The sequence below is a fragment of the Marinobacter sp. LM1 genome (assembly GCF_042763285.1).
Classification (GTDB): domain Bacteria; phylum Pseudomonadota; class Gammaproteobacteria; order Pseudomonadales; family Oleiphilaceae; genus Marinobacter; species Marinobacter nauticus.
Window position 1 is genome coordinate 3,389,498 of the sequence record NZ_CP114373.1, and the last position, 17,479, is coordinate 3,406,976.

15 protein-coding genes are annotated in these 17,479 nt (G+C 58.2%); 7 read left to right on the forward strand and 8 right to left on the reverse strand.

Going from position 1 to position 17,479, the window contains the following annotated elements:
* Positions 1 to 78: 78 nt before the first annotated feature.
* From OZ656_RS15910 to OZ656_RS15925, 4 genes are all read right to left on the reverse strand, one after another.
* Positions 79 to 441: a DUF488 domain-containing protein gene (locus OZ656_RS15910; protein WP_278350453.1), complete on the reverse strand. Its 363-nt coding sequence runs from the start codon at positions 439 to 441 to the stop codon at positions 79 to 81.
* A gap of 83 nt (positions 442 to 524) precedes the next feature.
* A complete protein-coding gene (locus OZ656_RS15915; RefSeq protein ID WP_278350454.1) occupies positions 525 to 1,856 on the reverse strand; it encodes a ferric reductase-like transmembrane domain-containing protein in 1,332 nt (443 codons plus the stop codon).
* A gap of 90 nt (positions 1,857 to 1,946) precedes the next feature.
* Entirely contained in the window at positions 1,947 to 2,846 is a 900-nt protein-coding gene (locus OZ656_RS15920) for a U32 family peptidase (protein WP_023012250.1), read from the reverse strand.
* A 13-nt stretch (positions 2,847 to 2,859) separates the two neighbouring features.
* A complete protein-coding gene (locus OZ656_RS15925) occupies positions 2,860 to 3,855 on the reverse strand; it encodes a peptidase U32 family protein (protein ID WP_011786540.1) in 996 nt (331 codons plus the stop codon).
* A 283-nt stretch (positions 3,856 to 4,138) separates the two neighbouring features.
* Here OZ656_RS15925 and OZ656_RS15930 point away from each other — a divergent pair, with 283 nt between their 5' ends.
* Complete coding sequence (locus OZ656_RS15930) at positions 4,139 to 6,157, forward strand: methyl-accepting chemotaxis protein (RefSeq protein ID WP_278350456.1); 2,019 nt, start codon at positions 4,139 to 4,141, stop codon at positions 6,155 to 6,157.
* A 76-nt stretch (positions 6,158 to 6,233) separates the two neighbouring features.
* Here the strand turns inward: OZ656_RS15930 and hemN are convergent, their stop codons facing one another.
* Positions 6,234 to 7,643: an oxygen-independent coproporphyrinogen III oxidase gene (hemN, locus tag OZ656_RS15935; RefSeq protein WP_153740655.1), complete on the reverse strand. Its 1,410-nt coding sequence runs from the start codon at positions 7,641 to 7,643 to the stop codon at positions 6,234 to 6,236.
* A gap of 177 nt (positions 7,644 to 7,820) precedes the next feature.
* On the opposite strand from hemN, the gene OZ656_RS15940 reads away from it, so the two are divergent.
* Positions 7,821 to 9,353 carry a cryptochrome/photolyase family protein gene (locus OZ656_RS15940; protein ID WP_153740654.1) on the forward strand — a complete coding sequence of 511 codons (1,533 nt, stop codon included), beginning with the start codon at positions 7,821 to 7,823 and terminating at the stop codon, positions 9,351 to 9,353.
* An 89-nt stretch (positions 9,354 to 9,442) separates the two neighbouring features.
* The gene (locus OZ656_RS15945) at positions 9,443 to 10,699 is read left to right on the forward strand and encodes a hypothetical protein (protein WP_153740653.1); all 1,257 of its coding nucleotides are present in this window, start codon (positions 9,443 to 9,445) and stop codon (positions 10,697 to 10,699) included.
* Between the two features lie 16 nt (positions 10,700 to 10,715).
* On the opposite strand, the gene OZ656_RS15950 is transcribed toward OZ656_RS15945, so the two are convergent.
* Complete coding sequence (locus tag OZ656_RS15950; RefSeq protein WP_278350457.1) at positions 10,716 to 12,404, reverse strand: HAD-IA family hydrolase; 1,689 nt, start codon at positions 12,402 to 12,404, stop codon at positions 10,716 to 10,718.
* 68 nt (positions 12,405 to 12,472) lie between these two features.
* Here OZ656_RS15950 and OZ656_RS15955 point away from each other — a divergent pair, with 68 nt between their 5' ends.
* Entirely contained in the window at positions 12,473 to 12,613 is a 141-nt protein-coding gene (locus OZ656_RS15955; RefSeq protein WP_011786546.1) for a DUF2256 domain-containing protein, read from the forward strand.
* On the forward strand, positions 12,613 to 14,130 hold the full coding sequence (locus OZ656_RS15960; RefSeq protein WP_278350458.1) for a deoxyribodipyrimidine photo-lyase: 1,518 nt from the start codon (positions 12,613 to 12,615) through the stop codon (positions 14,128 to 14,130). The genes OZ656_RS15955 and OZ656_RS15960 overlap by 1 nt, the downstream gene beginning before the upstream one ends.
* Positions 14,131 to 14,148: 18 nt before the next feature.
* Here the strand turns inward: OZ656_RS15960 and OZ656_RS15965 are convergent, their stop codons facing one another.
* Positions 14,149 to 14,610 carry a universal stress protein gene (locus OZ656_RS15965; protein ID WP_023008590.1) on the reverse strand — a complete coding sequence of 154 codons (462 nt, stop codon included), beginning with the start codon at positions 14,608 to 14,610 and terminating at the stop codon, positions 14,149 to 14,151.
* On the reverse strand, positions 14,582 to 16,201 hold the full coding sequence (locus tag OZ656_RS15970; RefSeq protein ID WP_278350459.1) for a BCCT family transporter: 1,620 nt from the start codon (positions 16,199 to 16,201) through the stop codon (positions 14,582 to 14,584). Before OZ656_RS15970 ends, OZ656_RS15965 begins: the two co-directional genes overlap by 29 nt.
* 104 nt (positions 16,202 to 16,305) lie before the next feature.
* Here OZ656_RS15970 and cadR point away from each other — a divergent pair, with 104 nt between their 5' ends.
* The gene (cadR, locus tag OZ656_RS15975; RefSeq protein WP_041655025.1) at positions 16,306 to 16,770 is read left to right on the forward strand and encodes a Cd(II)/Pb(II)-responsive transcriptional regulator; all 465 of its coding nucleotides are present in this window, start codon (positions 16,306 to 16,308) and stop codon (positions 16,768 to 16,770) included.
* Positions 16,771 to 16,834: 64 nt separating this feature from the next.
* Positions 16,835 to 17,476 (forward strand): cation transporter, encoded by a 642-nt coding sequence (locus OZ656_RS15980; protein WP_022990837.1) that lies wholly within the window; start codon positions 16,835 to 16,837, stop codon positions 17,474 to 17,476.
* Positions 17,477 to 17,479 lie beyond the last annotated feature (3 nt).

The following is a 17,479-nucleotide window of genomic DNA, read 5'->3' on the forward strand; positions in this document are numbered from 1 at the left end:
CCAAAACGGCAACCACCGTCTTGAGCATAGTTCAACTGCCAATAAATGTAGTTGTTTTAAATCAGAGAGCGGGCTGCCTCAGAGCTGGTCGCTCAACGCAAAATCCCGCAACGCCACCGCATTATTATGGTCGGTATCTTTGGCGGCAAATACCAGCGTGACGCGTTTGTGCTCTTTGAGGATCTGCCGGAACAAATCCAGGTCCTCTGCGGCCCCATCAGACTTGAGCTCTTTGAAGTAGCGGTCTCGAAACCCGGGCCATCTGTCCGGGTCATGGCCGAACCACTTCCGCAATTCTGAAGATGGCGCAAGCCCTTTCAGCCAATGGGCAATGTCTGCGTCTTCTTTGGCAACGCCCCTGGGCCAGATGCGATCCACCAGAATACGCGGGCCATCTGAGCGGGCAGCGTAGTCGTAAGCTCGTTTCAGGCGGATGTCCATAGAAACCTCCCAACCGGCTAATGGTGTCCTTGAGCCTAGCCTTCACCCCTTATGAATTCAAAACCCGTCATGACATAACGCATTTACCGCATCTCAAAAAACTCCCGATGCATCCGCCGGGCAGGCAGGCCCCATCTGCGGAATTCATTAAACAGGGTCCGGGCCATGCCCACCGGGCCGCAGAACCACAGGCTGGCACCTTGCCAATCCGGCACCGCATCGCGAATTTCCTCCGGTGTCAGTCGGCCTTCGGTACAACTGCATCGTATAACCAGGTTAACGCCCGCGGCTTCGGCATCCGCCCGCAGCTTTGCCAGAGCCTCCTCGCTGACATCGGCAGTGGGGTGGAACAGGTAGATAGTACGATTATCCGGTTTGCTGGCCAGGCGCCCCATCCGGGCAATAAACGGCGTGATCCCTATGCCCGCGCCTACCCAGATCTGGGTGCGGCAATCATCTTCAAAATCAAAACTGCCATAGGGCCCCTCCAGTGTAACCGACATGCCCTCACAGATCCGGTGGCTGGCCCGGCGGGTATGGTCCCCCAGTTCCTTGACCACGAATTTCAGACACCGGGTTTCCGGGTTCCAGTCTGAAGCAATGGTATAAGGGTGAGGGCCCTCCGCAGCATCCGACGTAATAAAGGCAAACTGCCCGGGGTTATGGACGGACCAGCCCTGGTCGACCCTCACCAGAAACTCGAAAACTCTCAGCTCCGGATATCGGGTTACCGAAACCACCTCCCCCGGCACCTTCCGGACCTTACCCGGCCAGCCAAGCAGCAGTAAAACCGCTGCGATACTGCCGGCGACAACAGCGAACTGGGTCAGCCAGCCAATCGGCGCCGCCCAATAATCAAACTTCATCAGGATAAAGCTGTGCCAGGCCAGAGGCAGAAAAGCCACCGCCAGCAGTTTGTGTGTTTTACGAAACAGGTGGTAAGGAAGGGCTTTTACCAATGCCAGCACAATCAATACGGCCGCGGCGTAGAAAGCCCATTCTCCCAGGGTTTCTGCCAGCCCCCGCTGCCCCCTGAACCAGGCTTCCAGGCCGGTAAGTTGCTGTCCGGCCGCTTTGCCGGCCGGCTTCTCCAACCAGCCCCAGCCCACCATCCACTTGGTGCCTTTGGCCCACCACCAATGCAACGTAGCCAGCACCAGTGAACCAATGCCCAGCCATTTGTGCAGCCGGTACACCTTGTCCAGGCCACCAACCCAACGCTCCAGAGACCGGAGACGCAGTGCCAGTACCAACGCAACCGCCATCATCACTACGGCCAGAATGCCGGAAAACTGCACAAACACAGAGCGGAACGGAAAGTAAGCGAAGGGGGAAACCCACAGGCTGTCGGAAACAAACCACAGGACGCCGACCAAAGCAGTCAGACCCCAGAAAAATAGCGGGACGCGAGCCATAACAATAAACCCCAATGCAGTTTGAGTACCCTAGCAAGCTACTCCTGGTACATCGGCTATCTATTGACCTCAATCAACGCTCAACGGGCTTTACACAGACTTTACGATCAGATCCATTCCCGGCTTGCCGTACCAGTACCCGTTACATGGCGGGGCCTCCACCAGCTGCAGCGGGTCGGCGACCAGCACTTCCCCCCGGCGCACCTGATCAAAGCGTTTGACCACTTGTTCCATCCCTTGATGTTCCGGGCTCAGTCGCACGGTACTGACACCCATACGCTCCATCTCCGGTAGTTCCCTCATCAGGTCGTAGCGCGAGCCGGAGAGCGTGGAAATGCCATTGATCCGGAACAGTTCCTGGCTTTCCCGGGAACGCAGTTCCATGCCATCTGGATGCTCCAGGCAACGGAATTCGCAGTTGTCTTTAGGCAGGTTGTAATGACGGGCAGTGAAACAGCGAGACGACCAGGCCAATGGCAGGAAGCCCCAGGAGAATACCTCGGCGGGCAGATCCAGGCCGTCGGCCTTCAGCTCCCGGATCAGCTGCTCCAGGGTTTCCTTGCCCAGTTCCACCGGCAGGTTCCAGCCCTGCAAGCCCTGCCTGGCGAGGATCTTCAGGGTGGCCACGTTGTAGATGTTCATGGACGGGCCGGTAATAAACGGAATCTTGTTGCGGATCGCCACCTGCAGGGCACTCTGGTCGTTGGCCTCCACCAGAAACTCATCCTGTTCGCAAAACCGACGAAGTCGCCGCAAATCCGCTTCGGATTCGATCAGCGTCAATGTGGAAAGCACCACGTTCTTGCCACAAGCCTTCAGATCCCGGGCCAGGTCCAGCCAGTCATCGGGCTTCAGTTCGCGTCGGCGGGAGCACACCACTTCGCCAAGATAGATGGTATCTACTGGCCACTCCGCAGCGTTAGCATAGAAATCGAATACGGACTGCTTGGTCCAGAACCACAGAATCGGGCCAAGAGAGAGTTTCATCATAGCGGGCAAAACCTTATTTCCACTTGCGATGGTAGGCCCCGATGGTGGTCAGGCCACCCTCGGAAAGGCCGGCGAGAGTGCGGTTCCAGGCACTGTCTACAGCAAAGCTGTCAGGGGTGGTCTGAACCCGGTCCAGGGCCTGGCGCCAGGTTCGGGCAACCTCTGCAATGTAGGCCGGGCTGCGCTGGCGGCCCTCGATTTTCACTGCGCTGATACCCAGCGCCTTCAACTCCGGCAGAAGATCCATGGTATTCAGGCTTACCGGCTCTTCGATGGCGTGGTACACGCTGCCCTCCACTTCAAACCGACCCTTGCACAGGGTTGGGTAACCGGCAGCTTCACCGGGGCCATAGCGATCAATGAGCACTTCATTCAGGCGGGATTCCAGGCCCTGAGGGGTTTCCTGCCAGCGCACGGCCTTGGCCGGTGAACAGGCACCCCGGGTGTTGGGGGATTCATCCGTGAGGTAAGAAGACAGGTAGCAGCGACCCTCCGCCATAATGCACAGACTGCCGAAGGCAAAAACTTCCAGCTCCACTGGGCTATGCTTGGCCACACCCCGAACCTGATCCAGAGACAGCACGCGCGGCAGCACTGCCCGGCGGATATCAAAGTTGTCTTTGTAGAACGACAGGGCCTCATGGCTGGTGGCAGAACCCTGAACCGACAAATGCCGGGGGATATCCGGGTGCCTGTTTGCAGCGTAATCCAGCAGTCCCATATCGGCCAGGATAATGGCATCCACTCCAAGGCCGGCGGCACGATCTACCGCGGCTTTCCAGTGTTCCCAGCCATCCGGTTGCGGATAGGTATTGATGGCACAGAACACACGACTGCCTTTTGAATGAGCGTACTCAATGCCCTCGGCTGCACGTTTGTCGTTAAAATTCAGGCCAGCAAACTGGCGGGCGTTGGTACTGTCCCGGAAGCCGAAATAGACCGCATCGGCTCCATTGTCCACGGCGGTTTTAAGGGCGGGAAGGCTACCAGCCGGGCATACAAGTTCCATGGTTTTCTCCGCTGAGCACGTTGCCGTGCACCTTACCGGTCAGCGACTTAGCCCACCTTGACCTTTGTCAGCGGATTGACCGAAACCGGTCAAATACCCCTTTGGCAGTACTCTACGTATTAACCCCTACCTGAACCAAAACTTCCTGAAACTCATTGCTTTAACTTTTTATTACAAGCACTTACATGTGGAAATCTACCCCCTCAGCTACCCCAAGGCGTCAATGGTCTGAACTGCTACACTTGTCCACAATGGACGCCATTCTCAATGACGAGGCCCTCCCATGACTTTTATCAACAACCTCTCCATGCGAGGCAAGCTGATTACTTTGGTTCTGCCTGCGCTGCTGGTCATTGTATTTTTCGCGGTCCAGAGCATCTCCCGTAATATGGATGACCTGGACAACATGCAACAGCTCAATACCTTGGTTCGGCTGGCTGAGCTTGGGGATCCGCTGGTAGAGGAGTTGCAGAAAGAACGGGGCCGTTCGGCCGTGTTTATTTCCAGCGCCCCGGATTCTGACGGCGAACGCGAGGCAACCCGCAATCTTCAATCCCAGAGACAAAATACCGACAGGAACCTGAGCGCCTACCAGAACGGAATCGAGGCACTGGCTGAAGAAGCCCGTTTTGACAGCAGCATTCAGGCAAGCGTCGACAAATTCCAGCGGGACATTGGCAATCTAACCAGTCTGCGCAGGGATATTGATAACCGGGTGTTGGCTGGTGCCGAATCCGGCGCCCGCTACACCAGCCTGATCATGGAAATCGTTAACCGTATTCCGTTGCTGGTGCGCCGGGCATCTGAGCCCGAGCTTGCCCGGCAGATCAATGCCTACCTTGCCCTTGCCGAAGCTGCCGAAATGGCAGGCCGTGAACGGGCTGCAGGGGCGTCACTGGTGCGCAGCGGCAACTTCGCCCTGCCTGCAGTTGGGCAAATAGCGGCCCTGTCAGGGCGTCAGCAAGCGTATTTCCAGACCGCAATCGCCATGCTGAGTGCAAATTCGGATATCCGTGGTCGGATTGAGTCATTTCCCGAAACCGCCGAGCACCGAAAAATGCTGGATCAGCGAGATATGCTTCTGAGCAGCCCTTCCGGTATGTACGGCCTGGAAGCCAGTGACTGGTTTTCAGCCTCTACCAACCGCATCCAGGCCATTAACGGCATCCGCACTGATATGCTGTCACAGGTTGAAGCACTGGGCACCGCTGGCGTGAATGCCGCCAGAAGCAATCTGATCTGGGCATCGGCCATTGCCGCGGCGTCAATCGTTCTGGTGGTTCTGTTAATGGCCGTGATTATTCGCGCCATTCATCAGCAGGTGAATCAGCTGCTGGAAGGTGTTCGAAACGCCATGGACAACAAGGACTTGTCGCAGGCGATTCCGGTCTCCAGCAAGGACGAGACGGGCACCATAGCCGAAGCAATCAATGAACTGTTTGGCCGTTTTAGCGAGGCTTTGCTGCAAATCGACAAGGCAAGCGTACAGCTGGCCACAGCCACCGAGGAAACCAGCTCAACCGCGGGCCAGAATTCCTCACAGATCAAGAACCAGCAACAACAGATCGAGCAGGTGGCCGCTGCCACCGAAGAAATGTCGGCAACCTCAGAGGAGATTTCTCACAACACCCAGCAGGTGGCGGACGCCTCCAGCCGGGCTATGGAGAAAAGCCAGACCGGCGAGAAGGTGCTGCACACCAGTGTCTCCCAGATCCGGGAACTGGCGAAATCAGTACAGGACGTCAACCAGGTTATCGAAGAACTGGAACAACGCAGCACGACCATCAGCGATGTGGTTGATGTTATCCGGAAAGTGGCCGACCAGACCAATCTGCTGGCGTTGAATGCAGCGATCGAAGCCGCCCGGGCGGGCGAGCACGGACGAGGCTTTGCGGTAGTGGCGGATGAGGTTCGCACACTGGCGCAGCAAACCCATGAATCCACTACCCAGATTGAAGATATCATCAACGGCTTCAAGACCATCACCGACAACGCCAGCCGTTCAATTATCACCAGCCACAAACTGGCCGACCAGACCAGCGCGCAAGCCTCGGAGATGGAACAGACCTTTGCTGACATTCTGATGGACGTGAACAGCATTTCCGATATGGCGACCCAGATTGCCACTGCGTCGGAACAGCAGGTTGCCGTCACGCGCGAACTGGCGGGTAATATGGAATCTGTCAGCGAAGCTGCCCTCCTGACCCTGACCGGCTCCCAGGAAATCACCGAGGTCACCCAGGAGCAGGCGCGGCTGGCCCGACAGCTACAGGATCTGGCCAATGAGTTCAAAGTGGCCTGATCAGAAAACCCTCCACGACAACGCAAGAGGGCTGCCATGTGGCAGCCCTCTTGCGTTTGTGCTCATTGTTCTCCAGTCAGATAATTCTGGAGAACCGCTGGCTCGCCCCTTCCTTGCGGTACAGATCGAAGATCTGGCAAATGGCCCGGATCAGTAGGCGACCGGCTGGCTGAACCTGCAGCAAAGAACCGGAATCCGCAATCAACTCGTCCTGAATCATCGGCTTCAGGCGGTTTATTTCATCCGCGAAATAGCGGTCAAAATCTTCATTCCACTGTTCGGCAAACTGCTTGCGGTCCAGTCGGAACTGGCAGATCAGCTGCCCGATCACCCAGCGGCGGATGCGGTCGTCGCGGGTCAGGCCCACGCCACGAATAATCGCCAGTTGGCCAGCATCAATGGACGCCTCCCAGGACGGCAGGTCGTGGTTGTTCTGGAAGTAGGCGTCGTCGGTCTGGCCGATGGCGGAGACACCCAGGGACACCAGGTCACAATCCGAGTGAGTGGTGTATCCCTGGAAGTTCCGATGCAGGCGGCCTTCGCGCTGGGCCACCGCCAGGCTGTCGTCCGGCTTGGCGAAGTGGTCCATGCCGATGTATTCGTAGCCAGCTTCCAGCAAACGATTGATGGTGTTGTGCAGGATGGTCAGTTTCTGCTGCGGACTGGGCAGAGTATCGGCCTGAATCCGTGTTTGCGGATAGAAACGGTCCGGCAGATGCGCGTAACTGAACACCGAAAGCCGGTCCGGCGACATCTCGATCACCGATTCCAGGGTTTCGGCAAAGCTTTCCGGAGTCTGGTACGGCAGGCCGTAGATCAGGTCCAGGTTGATGGAGCGGAAGCCGATGTGGCGCGCTTCGTTCAATACCGACTCAGTCATGTCCCGGGGCTGGATACGGTTCACCGCTTTCTGCACTTCCGGATTCACATCCTGCACGCCCAGGCTGATACGGTTGAAGCCCAGCTCCCAGAGGGTGGACAGGGTATCTTCGTCCACTTCCCGGGGATCGATTTCGACACTGTAGTCCCGGTCGTCGCCGGACTGCAGGTTAAACAGCTCACCGTAACCGGCCATCAGGTGCTGCATCACATCCCTGGGCAGGAAGGTAGGTGTACCACCACCCCAGTGCAGCTGCTTGACCGGGCGGTCGGCACCGAACAGTTTCGACTGGATGGCCGCTTCTTTCAGTACCCGCTCCACATAGGGCATGGCCTTGTCGCGCTTCTTGGTGATCACCTTGTTGCAGGCGCAGTAGTAGCAAAGGTGCGCACAGAACGGCAGGTGAGTATACAGCGAGATGGGCCCGCCAGCGGCCTTGCTGCGGCCAGCCGCCTTGACCATGTCTTCAATGGAATAGTTCGGGGTGAACTCCACCGCTGTTGGATAGGATGTGTAGCGAGGTCCGCTCAGATCATAACGGCGGATGAGCGCCTCATCCCAGATAAAAGCGGGCAGATTGTTTGCTGTAGCGGTATCAGAAGCCATAGTAAAACTCTAACGTCGAATAGGATCGGCATGCCGGAAAGCGCGCATTATGCCTGACCGGCGGCTGGCACGATTTGATGCGAATCAGCTGAGTGTACCAGCATACCCAATGAACCACCCTTGCGCCCATGGCGTATTCTGCCTACCTCTAAAGGATAAACTCAGCCGGAGCCCGTCATGGCCAATCTCATCCTGATCCTGGGTGATCAGCTCAGCCACCGTCTCTCTGCCCTTGAGGGTGCAGACAAGGACAACGACCTGGTCGTGATGGCCGAGGTCCACAGTGAAGCCAGCTACACCAACCATCACAAGAAGAAGCTGGTGTTCATTTTCAGCGCCATGCGGCACTTTGCCGATGCACTGGAGGAGGATGGCTGGCGGGTTCACTATCAGCGCTATCACCCGGACAATCCGGCACAGTCTATTGAACAGGTAATAGCGGAGCTGGTGCGGAAATACCAACCGGAGCGAGTCATTACTACAGAATGTGGTGAGTGGCGTTTACACGAACAGATCAGCCGCTGGCACAAAACACTGGGCATCCCCGTGGAAATCCGGCCGGATACCCGCTTCGTGTGCGCCATTAACGAGTTCGCCCGCTGGGCCTACGGCAAAAAGCAGCTGCGCATGGAATTCTTCTACCGGGAGATGCGCAAGAAAACCGGCCTGTTGATGACGCCAGATGGCCAGCCGGAAGGTGGCCACTGGAACTTTGACGCCGATAACCGCAAGAAATGGACCGGCAAGCCGCCTGCTCCGACTCCGTTCCGGGAGGAGCCGGATACCATCACCACCGAAGTGATCGAACTGGTGAACGAGCACTTTTCGGAACATTTCGGCACCACGGATGATTTCCATTATGCCGTTACCGCCGAACAGGCCCGCCAGGCGCTTGCCCATTTTATCGACTTTGCCCTGCCCTGCTTCGGCGACTACCAGGATGCCATGTCAGACAACGAAGACTGGCTGTTCCACTCCATTCTGTCGCCCTACCTGAATACCGGGCTGCTGGAGCCCATGGAGGTCTGCGAAGAAGCGGTACGGGCCTGGCACGCCGGCCGGGCACCGCTGAATGCGGTGGAAGGTTTTGTCCGCCAGGTCATCGGCTGGCGGGAATTCGTGCGCGGCATCTACTGGCTGCTGATGCCCGGTTACGCCCGGGAAAACCGCCTGGGCAATACTCGGGAGCTGCCCTGGTTCTACTGGTCCGGCGATACAAAGATGCGCTGCATGCATAAAGCCATCGATGCCACGGCCCGCAACGCCTATGCCCACCACATCCAGCGACTGATGGTCACCGGTAACTTTGCCCTTCTGGCCGGGGTGAAACCGGAAGCCATCTGTGACTGGTACCTGGCAGTGTATATCGACGCCTTCGACTGGGTGGAACTGCCCAACACCCTGGGCATGGTGATGCACGCCGATGGCGGCTACCTCGGCTCCAAGCCTTACGCCGCCAGCGGCAAATACATCCAGCGCATGTCTGACCATTGCCAGAACTGTCACTACCGGGTGCAGGACGCTACCGGAGACCGCGCCTGCCCGTTCAACAGCCTGTACTGGCACTTCATTGACCGGCACCGGGAGGATTTTGCCAACAATCCACGAATGACCATGATGTACCGGAACTGGGACAAGCAGAAGCCAGAACGGCGGGAAGCCCTGCGGGCAAGGGCAGACTGGGTTCTGGCCAATATCGAAACACTGTGATCCGACTACGCCGAATGAGGTACGGAAAAGCGGGATTATGACTGCTATGCTCTTACCATTGTCAGCAATCTGGACGCTTGAGTGCGCAGATGGATACCCGCAGCCTGATTATCGGATTGAGCCTTGTTATGGCCTCACTGAGCGTGAGGGCAGACCACCATGGCTTCAGCCTTTATACCTTTCTGGCGCCGCCTTACCAGTATGCGGAACCCCAGATTCCAGTGGTTACCGGTGAAACCACGGAAACCATCCGCTGCGCCCTGGACAAGTCCGGATTTCAGGCCAGGATCAGTCTGATGCCGCAAAGCCGGGCCCGTTACTCGTTGGAACGCAACCTGGTGGACGGCTACTATGCCGTCGGGCCGTCCGAGGAACTGGACCAATCCGCCGTTCGCTCGCACCCGGTCGCCCTGGAGAAATGGCACTGGTTTTTCACCGCTGAAGCCAAACCGGACCCCGGCACTGCAAGAATTGGCGTGGTCGGTGGCAGCAATGAAGCCCTCTGGCTGGAAAACAATGACCTGAAACCCTTTATCACGGTCACCGGGGCTGAGCAGCTTCCGGCACTGCTGGTTCGAAAGCGGATTGATCTCGCCCTGATGGATCAGCGTGCCATGAAATACCTGCAGAACCAGAAATCCGGGGTAGATTGGTCACTGAATTCTGATTTTGTTCGGTATGCGCCTTTGCACCTGTATGTGAGCTCTCGCTTTTCTGCGGACCACCCTCGCTTCCTGTCCGGATTTAACGCACACCTTGCCGGCTGTGAAATGCCCAGTATGCAATTGTCCGAACAGGAAGCGTCTGAGGTTCAGGGGCTGGCGCAAGCACTGATGGCTGATCTCTCCGGCAACATCAATCTGACCAATGCCATCTACCAGGGGCCGACCTATGACAACCTGACCGATATCCTGACCAAGGACACGCTCTGGCAAGCGCTGGCACCCCACCATCCGACACCGCTGGCTGGCGAAATACTTGAGCTGCCGGCTTCCCGGGCAATGACAGCCTGGCAGGCCAGCCACTCGCCACTCGTTACCGAGGTACTGCTGACCGACAAAGCCGGGGCGCTGGTCGCCATGAGCCGCCTGTCCTCAGACTACTGGCAGGGCGACGAGCCCAAGGTTCAGGAAATCGCCCTTGAAACCGACCGAGGCGTTGAGAGAAAGCGCGACATGTGGATTTCGCCGATTCGCTACGATGCCTCCACCGCCCGTTTCCAGGTGATGGTCAGCTTTCCGGTGCCGCTGAATAAACTCAACAACGGACTCGAAGGCGTGCTGGTACTCGGGCTCGACATCGAACACGCTCTTCACAATCCCCCCGCCCCCGGCTCGGCAGAATAACCAACATCTTCCAGAGTCAGGGAGGCCCGACTTCGCAGGCCAGCACCAGAGCCCAAAACTCGGAGAAATCGTTAACCACTACATCCGGTTTGTCCGGGTGTTTGTGAGTACCGGGAAAAATCCGGTTCAGCCACGGCAAATCCCACTGGGCGCCGTTGAAGAACACCGCGCTCATACCGGCCCGTTTGGCCGCAATGATGTCAGTGGTAGAGTCGCCCACGTACCACACACTGGGGTCCGGTGGGTAATCCAGCTTCTGCACTGCCAGCAGCAATTGATCCGGGTGGGGTTTGCGCAGCGGGGTATCATCACCACACACGTTAACGTCAAACAGGTGTGTCCAGCCGGTATCTTCCACCGCCGCCAGTTCGTGCTCGAAAAACTCCCGGTCGCGGTTGGTGATCACGCCCACCAGGATACCCAGCTTGCGCAGCCCTTCCAGCATTTCCCGCACCCTGGGCTCGAAGGCTTTCACGGTGCCATAGTGATTCCGGTAGTGATGATTGAATGCTTTGTGGGCAACCTGCTTGGCGTCCTGATCCTCACCGAACAGCACTTCAAAAATATCGGTGCGGGAGATTTTACGATCAGCCTTTACCTTGGGGTGCAGTTTGGCGAACTCCCGCACGTAAGCCACCAGGCGGGCATCTTCCGGGGTTTTGCTGTCTTCCGGCGCCACCATCCGGTCCATCAACCCCAGCTTGTGGAAATCCGGCAGCATGTCATCCACCGCGTGGTACATGGCATCAAGGGTATCCACCAGAGTAGCGTGCCAGTCGAACAGGATCACCGCCGGGCGAATCAGTTTCACCACCGCCGGGTGCCAGTCCGGCTCAATGCGGGGCTCAGGCCGCTCCGGAGCCGGGAAGGGTTTCGGGCGCACCTCTGCCGGGCTGGCGGCAAACGCTTCCGGATGCTCACGCTCCAGCAGGGCGAGCAGGTCCATCAGATCTTCAAAGCTGTCGAGAACAGCGGTCGGGGCGTCCCGTTTGGTGAACCAGCTGCTGATCCGGTCGGGCTCCCAGCAGGCACCGTTGTAGAACACCCCAGCCACACCGGCATGGTGTGCGGTAAGCATGTCCACATAGCTGTCCCCGATATACCAGACGTGGTCATCCGCCTGGATCGACAGCTTTTCCAGCGCTTTGAGAATCACCTCCGGATCCGGCTTGTATTCAGTGACGTCGTCAGCACACACGGTGGCATCGAACAAATGCAGCCAGCGGCCCTCGTCGACAATCTGCAGTTCCCTGTCCAGGAACTCCCGGTTGCGGTTGGTGCACACCGCCAGCTTGATTCCCATGGCTTTCAGTGCCGACAGATACTCATAAGCGCCCGGCTGAAACGGTTTCACCTGGCCGAAGTACTTCCGGTAGGCCTGGTTGTAGGCTTTATGGGCGACCAGCTTGGCAGCCTTGTTCTCACCAAAGATGGCGTTGAAAATATCCGTTCGGGAGACCCGGCGCTCAGCCAGAATCCGCGGGTGCAATCGGCGATAGATGCGAATGTAACGCACCAACCGGGCATCGTCTTCGGTGCGGCACTGGTCTTCAGGCAGCAACTGCTCCACGAGGCCCAGCTCTTCCAGTTGCGGTAACATCTCCTCCATGGCGCTGAACATGGCATCATGGGTGTCCACCAGGGTACCGTGCCAGTCGAAGATCAGGACCGAGGGTGGCAGGATGTTGTCGTCGAATCGGGACATGGCAAAACCTCTGGAAGCTCAGTCACGTATATCCACACACCTCTTTCAGTTAAACCCATAAACCGCCCATGCACAAAAAACCGCACTTACCTGAGAAAATCTGCCCGGCCTGCCACCGCCCTTTCACCTGGCGCAAGAAGTGGGCAAAGGACTGGGACCAGGTGAAATACTGCAGTGAGCGTTGCCGGCGCAATCGGGGGCCGCACTGATGGCAGTCGTGGTCTGGTTCAAACGGGATTTACGGGTGGAGGATCACGGCCCACTTTACGCCGCTGTGCAATCCGGGCAGCCGGTGGTGCCCTTGTACGTGGTGGAGCCGGAATACTGGCAGCAACCGGACACCTCCCGCCGGCAGTGGCAGTTCGTTGCGGAGTCTCTCGAATCCTTGCGCAAGCAGTTAAAACGCCTGGGCAGTGATCTGCTGATTGCTCACGGGGAGGTCATCAGAACCCTGGATGACCTGAAACAGCAGTACGGCATCACACAGGTGTTCTGCCATCAGGAAACCGGCGGGGACTGGACCTTCCAGCGGGATAGAGCGGTGATTGCCTGGTGCCAGAGCCAGCAGGTTGAATTCCGCGAATGGCAGGGCTTTGGCGTCGTTCGGCGACTGGTCAACCGGGACCACTGGGACCAGCACTGGAACCAAATCATCAAAAACACACGCCTGCCTGCGCCCGAGGCGATCCGTTCGCCGGATACCTCCGGCTGGCCGCAGAGCTTACCCGCACCCGCCCAGCTTAACGGTGGCCCGTGCCCGGATCGTCAGGCCGGCGGCAGCGAACGGGCCATTGCCCTGCTGGATTCGTTTCTGGAACGGCGGTGCGTGGGTTATCAGTACAACATGTCCTCACCGCTTACCGCACCTCGCGCCTGCTCACGGCTCAGCCCTCACCTGGCCTGGGGCACCATCAGCCTGCGCGATGTCTATCAGCAGTCAAAAGAGACCGGAGACCACCGCAACACGCTGCCCCGCAAGAAGAAAAGCCTCACCAGCTTTCGCTCAAGGCTGCACTGGCATTGCCACTTTATCCAGAAGCTGGAGGATGAACCGGAACTGGAATTCCGTGCCATGCATCGGGAACTGGAGCACCTGAAAACCGGACCAAACAACAGCGAGCGACTGCATCGCTGGCAGGAGGGCCAGACCGGCTGGCCACTGGTGGATGCCTGCATGCGCAGCCTGGAGCACACCGGTTGGATCAACTTCCGCATGCGGGCCATGCTGATGGCGGTGGCCAGTTATCAGCTATGGCTGCACTGGCGGGACCCGGCACTGCACCTGGCTCGACTGTTTACCGATTTCGAGCCCGGCATTCACTATCCCCAGGCCCAGATGCAATCAGGGCTCACCGGCATCAACGCCCTGCGCATATACAACCCGGTGTTGCAAAGCCAGAAACTGGATCCGGAAGGTGAGTTCATCCGCCGCTGGATACCGGAGCTGGCCGGCGTCCCGGCGGAGATGATCCACACCCCATGGCTGATGACGCCGGCCCAGAAGCAGCGCTTTGGCGGCAATACCTATATTTCACCAGTCTGTGATCATGAGCAGGCAGCACGGGTGGCTCGCAAGGCGGTCGGAGAGTTCAGGAAGCGGCAAGTGAGCCAGACAGAGACGGACCGGGTTCTTAACCGTCATGGCAGTCGGAAGGGGCCGACACAGAACCGGCCCAGGACTGGCAGCCAGGACTCTGAACCGGCATCACAGCTCCCTCTTTTCTGATCCCAATGGACAAGGGCCTTACTCGCTCTCGACAGGTCCGTCGCTCTCGTTTTTCTCCATACTGGGAAGCACCAGCACCGCACAAGGGGCATTGACCGACACATACTCCACCGTTGCCTTGCGCAACGGCCAGTGGCTGCCACCGCCACGGGAGACCAGAATCATCAGGTCTGCACACAGCTGGCCGGCCAGTGCCACCAGTTTCTCACCGGCCGAACCGGCCACCACGTGCAGGATCGCCTCCCGGTTCAGGGGCAGGTATTTCCGGGCCAGCAGATCCAGGTGGTGCCGCACCTGTTCTTCTTTGTCTTCCGGTGCTTCTTCGGTGACGTGAGGAAAGAAACCGCTGCCACCCGGGTTGAAGACACTGGCCAGGTGCAACTCGCCCCCCTCCTCCAGAAGATTCAGGGCCGCTTCCAGTGCACGCTTGCCCTCCCCGTCGTCTTTCGGATCAATCGCGATCAGCAGCTTCCGGTACATAACCTTTCTCCTGTTTAGGTTCAGAATCGGCTTCCACTTCCGGGAAGGCGCGGCCTCGCACCAGCTCATCCACACTGTAGCCGCGATAATCGGCGTGCAGGGCGCGATAGAGGGACACCGCCATAAACACCAGCAGAATACAGAACGGTAAACCAAGTGAAGTGATCACGTTCTGCAGAGCATCCAGCCCGCCGGCAAGCAACAGAGTGGCCGCAATTACCCCCTGGGCCGCCGCCCAGAAAATCCGTTGGCGAATCAGCGAAGGCTGGTCGTCCCGGCGTGTCAGCATATCAATCACCAGGGAGGCGGAGTCCGATGACGTGGTAAAGAAAATGACAATAATGACCACACTCAGAGCAGAAGCCGCCTCCGCCAGCGGAAAAACATCAAGAAACGCAAAGATGGCCACCGACGGATCCCTCTGCACCTGATCCGCCAGTGCCACCAGGCCATTCATCTCAACGTTGATGGCAGAGAGACCAAAGATGCCGAACCACACCAGCGTAAACGCGGTTGGCGCAAACAGTACGCCGGCTACGAACTCCCGAATGGTTCGCCCACGGGAAATCCGGGCAATGAAAATACCCACATAGGGCGCCCAGGAAATCGTCCAGGCCCAGTAGAACAACGTCCAGTTGCGTTGCCAGTCCGACTCGCGAAAGGTTTCTGTCCAGAACGCCAGCCAGGGCAAGGCATCAAAATAATCACCCACGCTCTGAACCATACCTTCGGCAATAAACATGGTAGGGCCCACCGCAAATACAAACAGCAGCAAGACAATCGCCAGCAGAATATTCACCTGGGACAGCCGCCGAACTCCTTTGTCCAGGCCTAGCGCTACCGAGGTCGCTGCAATGCTGGCAATAACCGTGATCAGCAGAACCTGAACCCAGCCCGCGGAAGGAACACCGAACAGGTAATTCAGTCCACTGTTCAGCTGCAACGTGCCCAGCCCGAGCGACGTCGCCACCCCGAACAGCGTGCCCAACACCGCGATAACGTCCACCGCCCAGCCCCATGGACCAAAGGTGCGCTCACCAAGAATCGGGTAGAACAGGCTGCTGATACGCATGGGAAGGCTGTGGCGATAGGAGAAATAACCAATGGCCAGCCCCGGCATGGCAAAGATGGTCCAGGTGTGAAGGCCGAAATGATAGAGGGCAATGGTCATGGCGTCGGTAGCGGCCTGCTCGGTGCCGCCCTGCACACCATCAAATGGCGGATTGGCAAAGTGGGACACCGGCTCAGCCACCCCCCAGAACATGAGGATAGTGCCAATGCCGGCAGCAAACAGCATGGTGAACCAGGTGAGATTCGAGTAGTCCGGCCGACTGTCATCCGCCCCAAGGCGGATGCTGCCGTAGCGACTGAGCGCCAGACCAAGAAGAAAAATCAGAAGCGAAGACACCGCCAGGATATAGAACCAGCCCAGGTTACGGGCCACCCATCCGGTCAACTGCCCGAAACTGCTGGCCACAGCCTGGTCAAAAGGAATCGCCAAAGCCACAAACAGCGCGGCTATAGCAGCTGAACTAAAGAACACTCCGGGTATTGTCTGCAAGCCCAGCCGGTGTTGCAGGCGCTCCAGCACAGTCGCCTCCTCATTCCATGAAACCACCGCGCCACTGTACCATAGTGACAGTATCGTCTTCGGGCTGAGAGTTGACCGATGTCAGGCATTCAAGGGAATACATCATGAAAATTGGAGAGTTGTCCCGGCAGGCCGGTGTTCCGGTAGAAACTATCCGTTATTTTGAAAAAATCGGGCTGATGGCCAAGCCAGAGCGCGGCGAAAACGGATATCGCTATTATCGTCAGGAACACCTCGACCGCCTCCTGTTCATCCGGCGCTGCCGCAATCTGGACATGGCGCAGGACGAGATTCGTGAACTCATCCGGCTGGCTGAAAAACCCACTGCCGATTGCTCAGACGTCAATGCTCTGCTGGCTCGACACCTGTCACATGTGCGGGCCAGGCTCAACGAACTGAAAAGCCTGGAACAGATGCTGGTCAACCTACAGAACGCCTGTTCAGACCCGCGGACCATCCGGGAATGTGGGATTCTGGGCGGGCTCAGCGACGAATTGGCCACCCTCCCGGAACCCACCGCATCGGATAACCATGTACCAGGCACTCATGGATCAGGCCATCATGATTAGCAGGTGTTGACCCTGTAGCAACTACAGGGTTTTTAATGGAGACACTTAAACATTGGAGGTCTCTATGGCGTGTTCCTGTTCTGCACCTGAACCCAAAACTCCCGCTCCGGGGTTCCGAAAAGCGCTTTGGCTGGCGCTGTGGGTGAATCTGGTGATGTTTCTGGTGGAAGGCTTCGCCAGCCTGCAATCCGGGTCCGTTTCCCTGATGGCCGATGCCATCGATTTCTTTGGCGACAGCGCCAACTATCTGCTTTCTCTGAGCGTTCTGGGAATGGGGATGCTCTGGCGCGGGCGGGCGGCTATGGTAAAAGGTCTGACCATGGCCGTGTTCGGACTGGTGGTCTGGGGCCGGGCCGTCTGGGTACTGCAAAGCGGCATCACGCCCGAGCCACTGACCATGGGCATGGTGGGGCTGCTGGCGCTTGCCGCCAATGTCTTTGTTGCCGTGATGCTGTTCCGGTTCCGGGACGGTGACTCAGACATGCGCTCGGTCTGGCTTTGCAGCCGCAACGACGCTATCGGCAATATGGCCGTTATGGCCGCCGCACTGGGCGTGTTCGGCACCGGCAGTGCCTGGCCAGATCTGATCGTCGCAGCCATCATGGGTACGCTGGCCGTCACCGCCGGAGTTAGCGTGGTTCGCCATGCCCGCGCCGATATCAATGACGCGAAGCGTGACGCACAATTGCAGGCCAGCGAGACCTGAGTC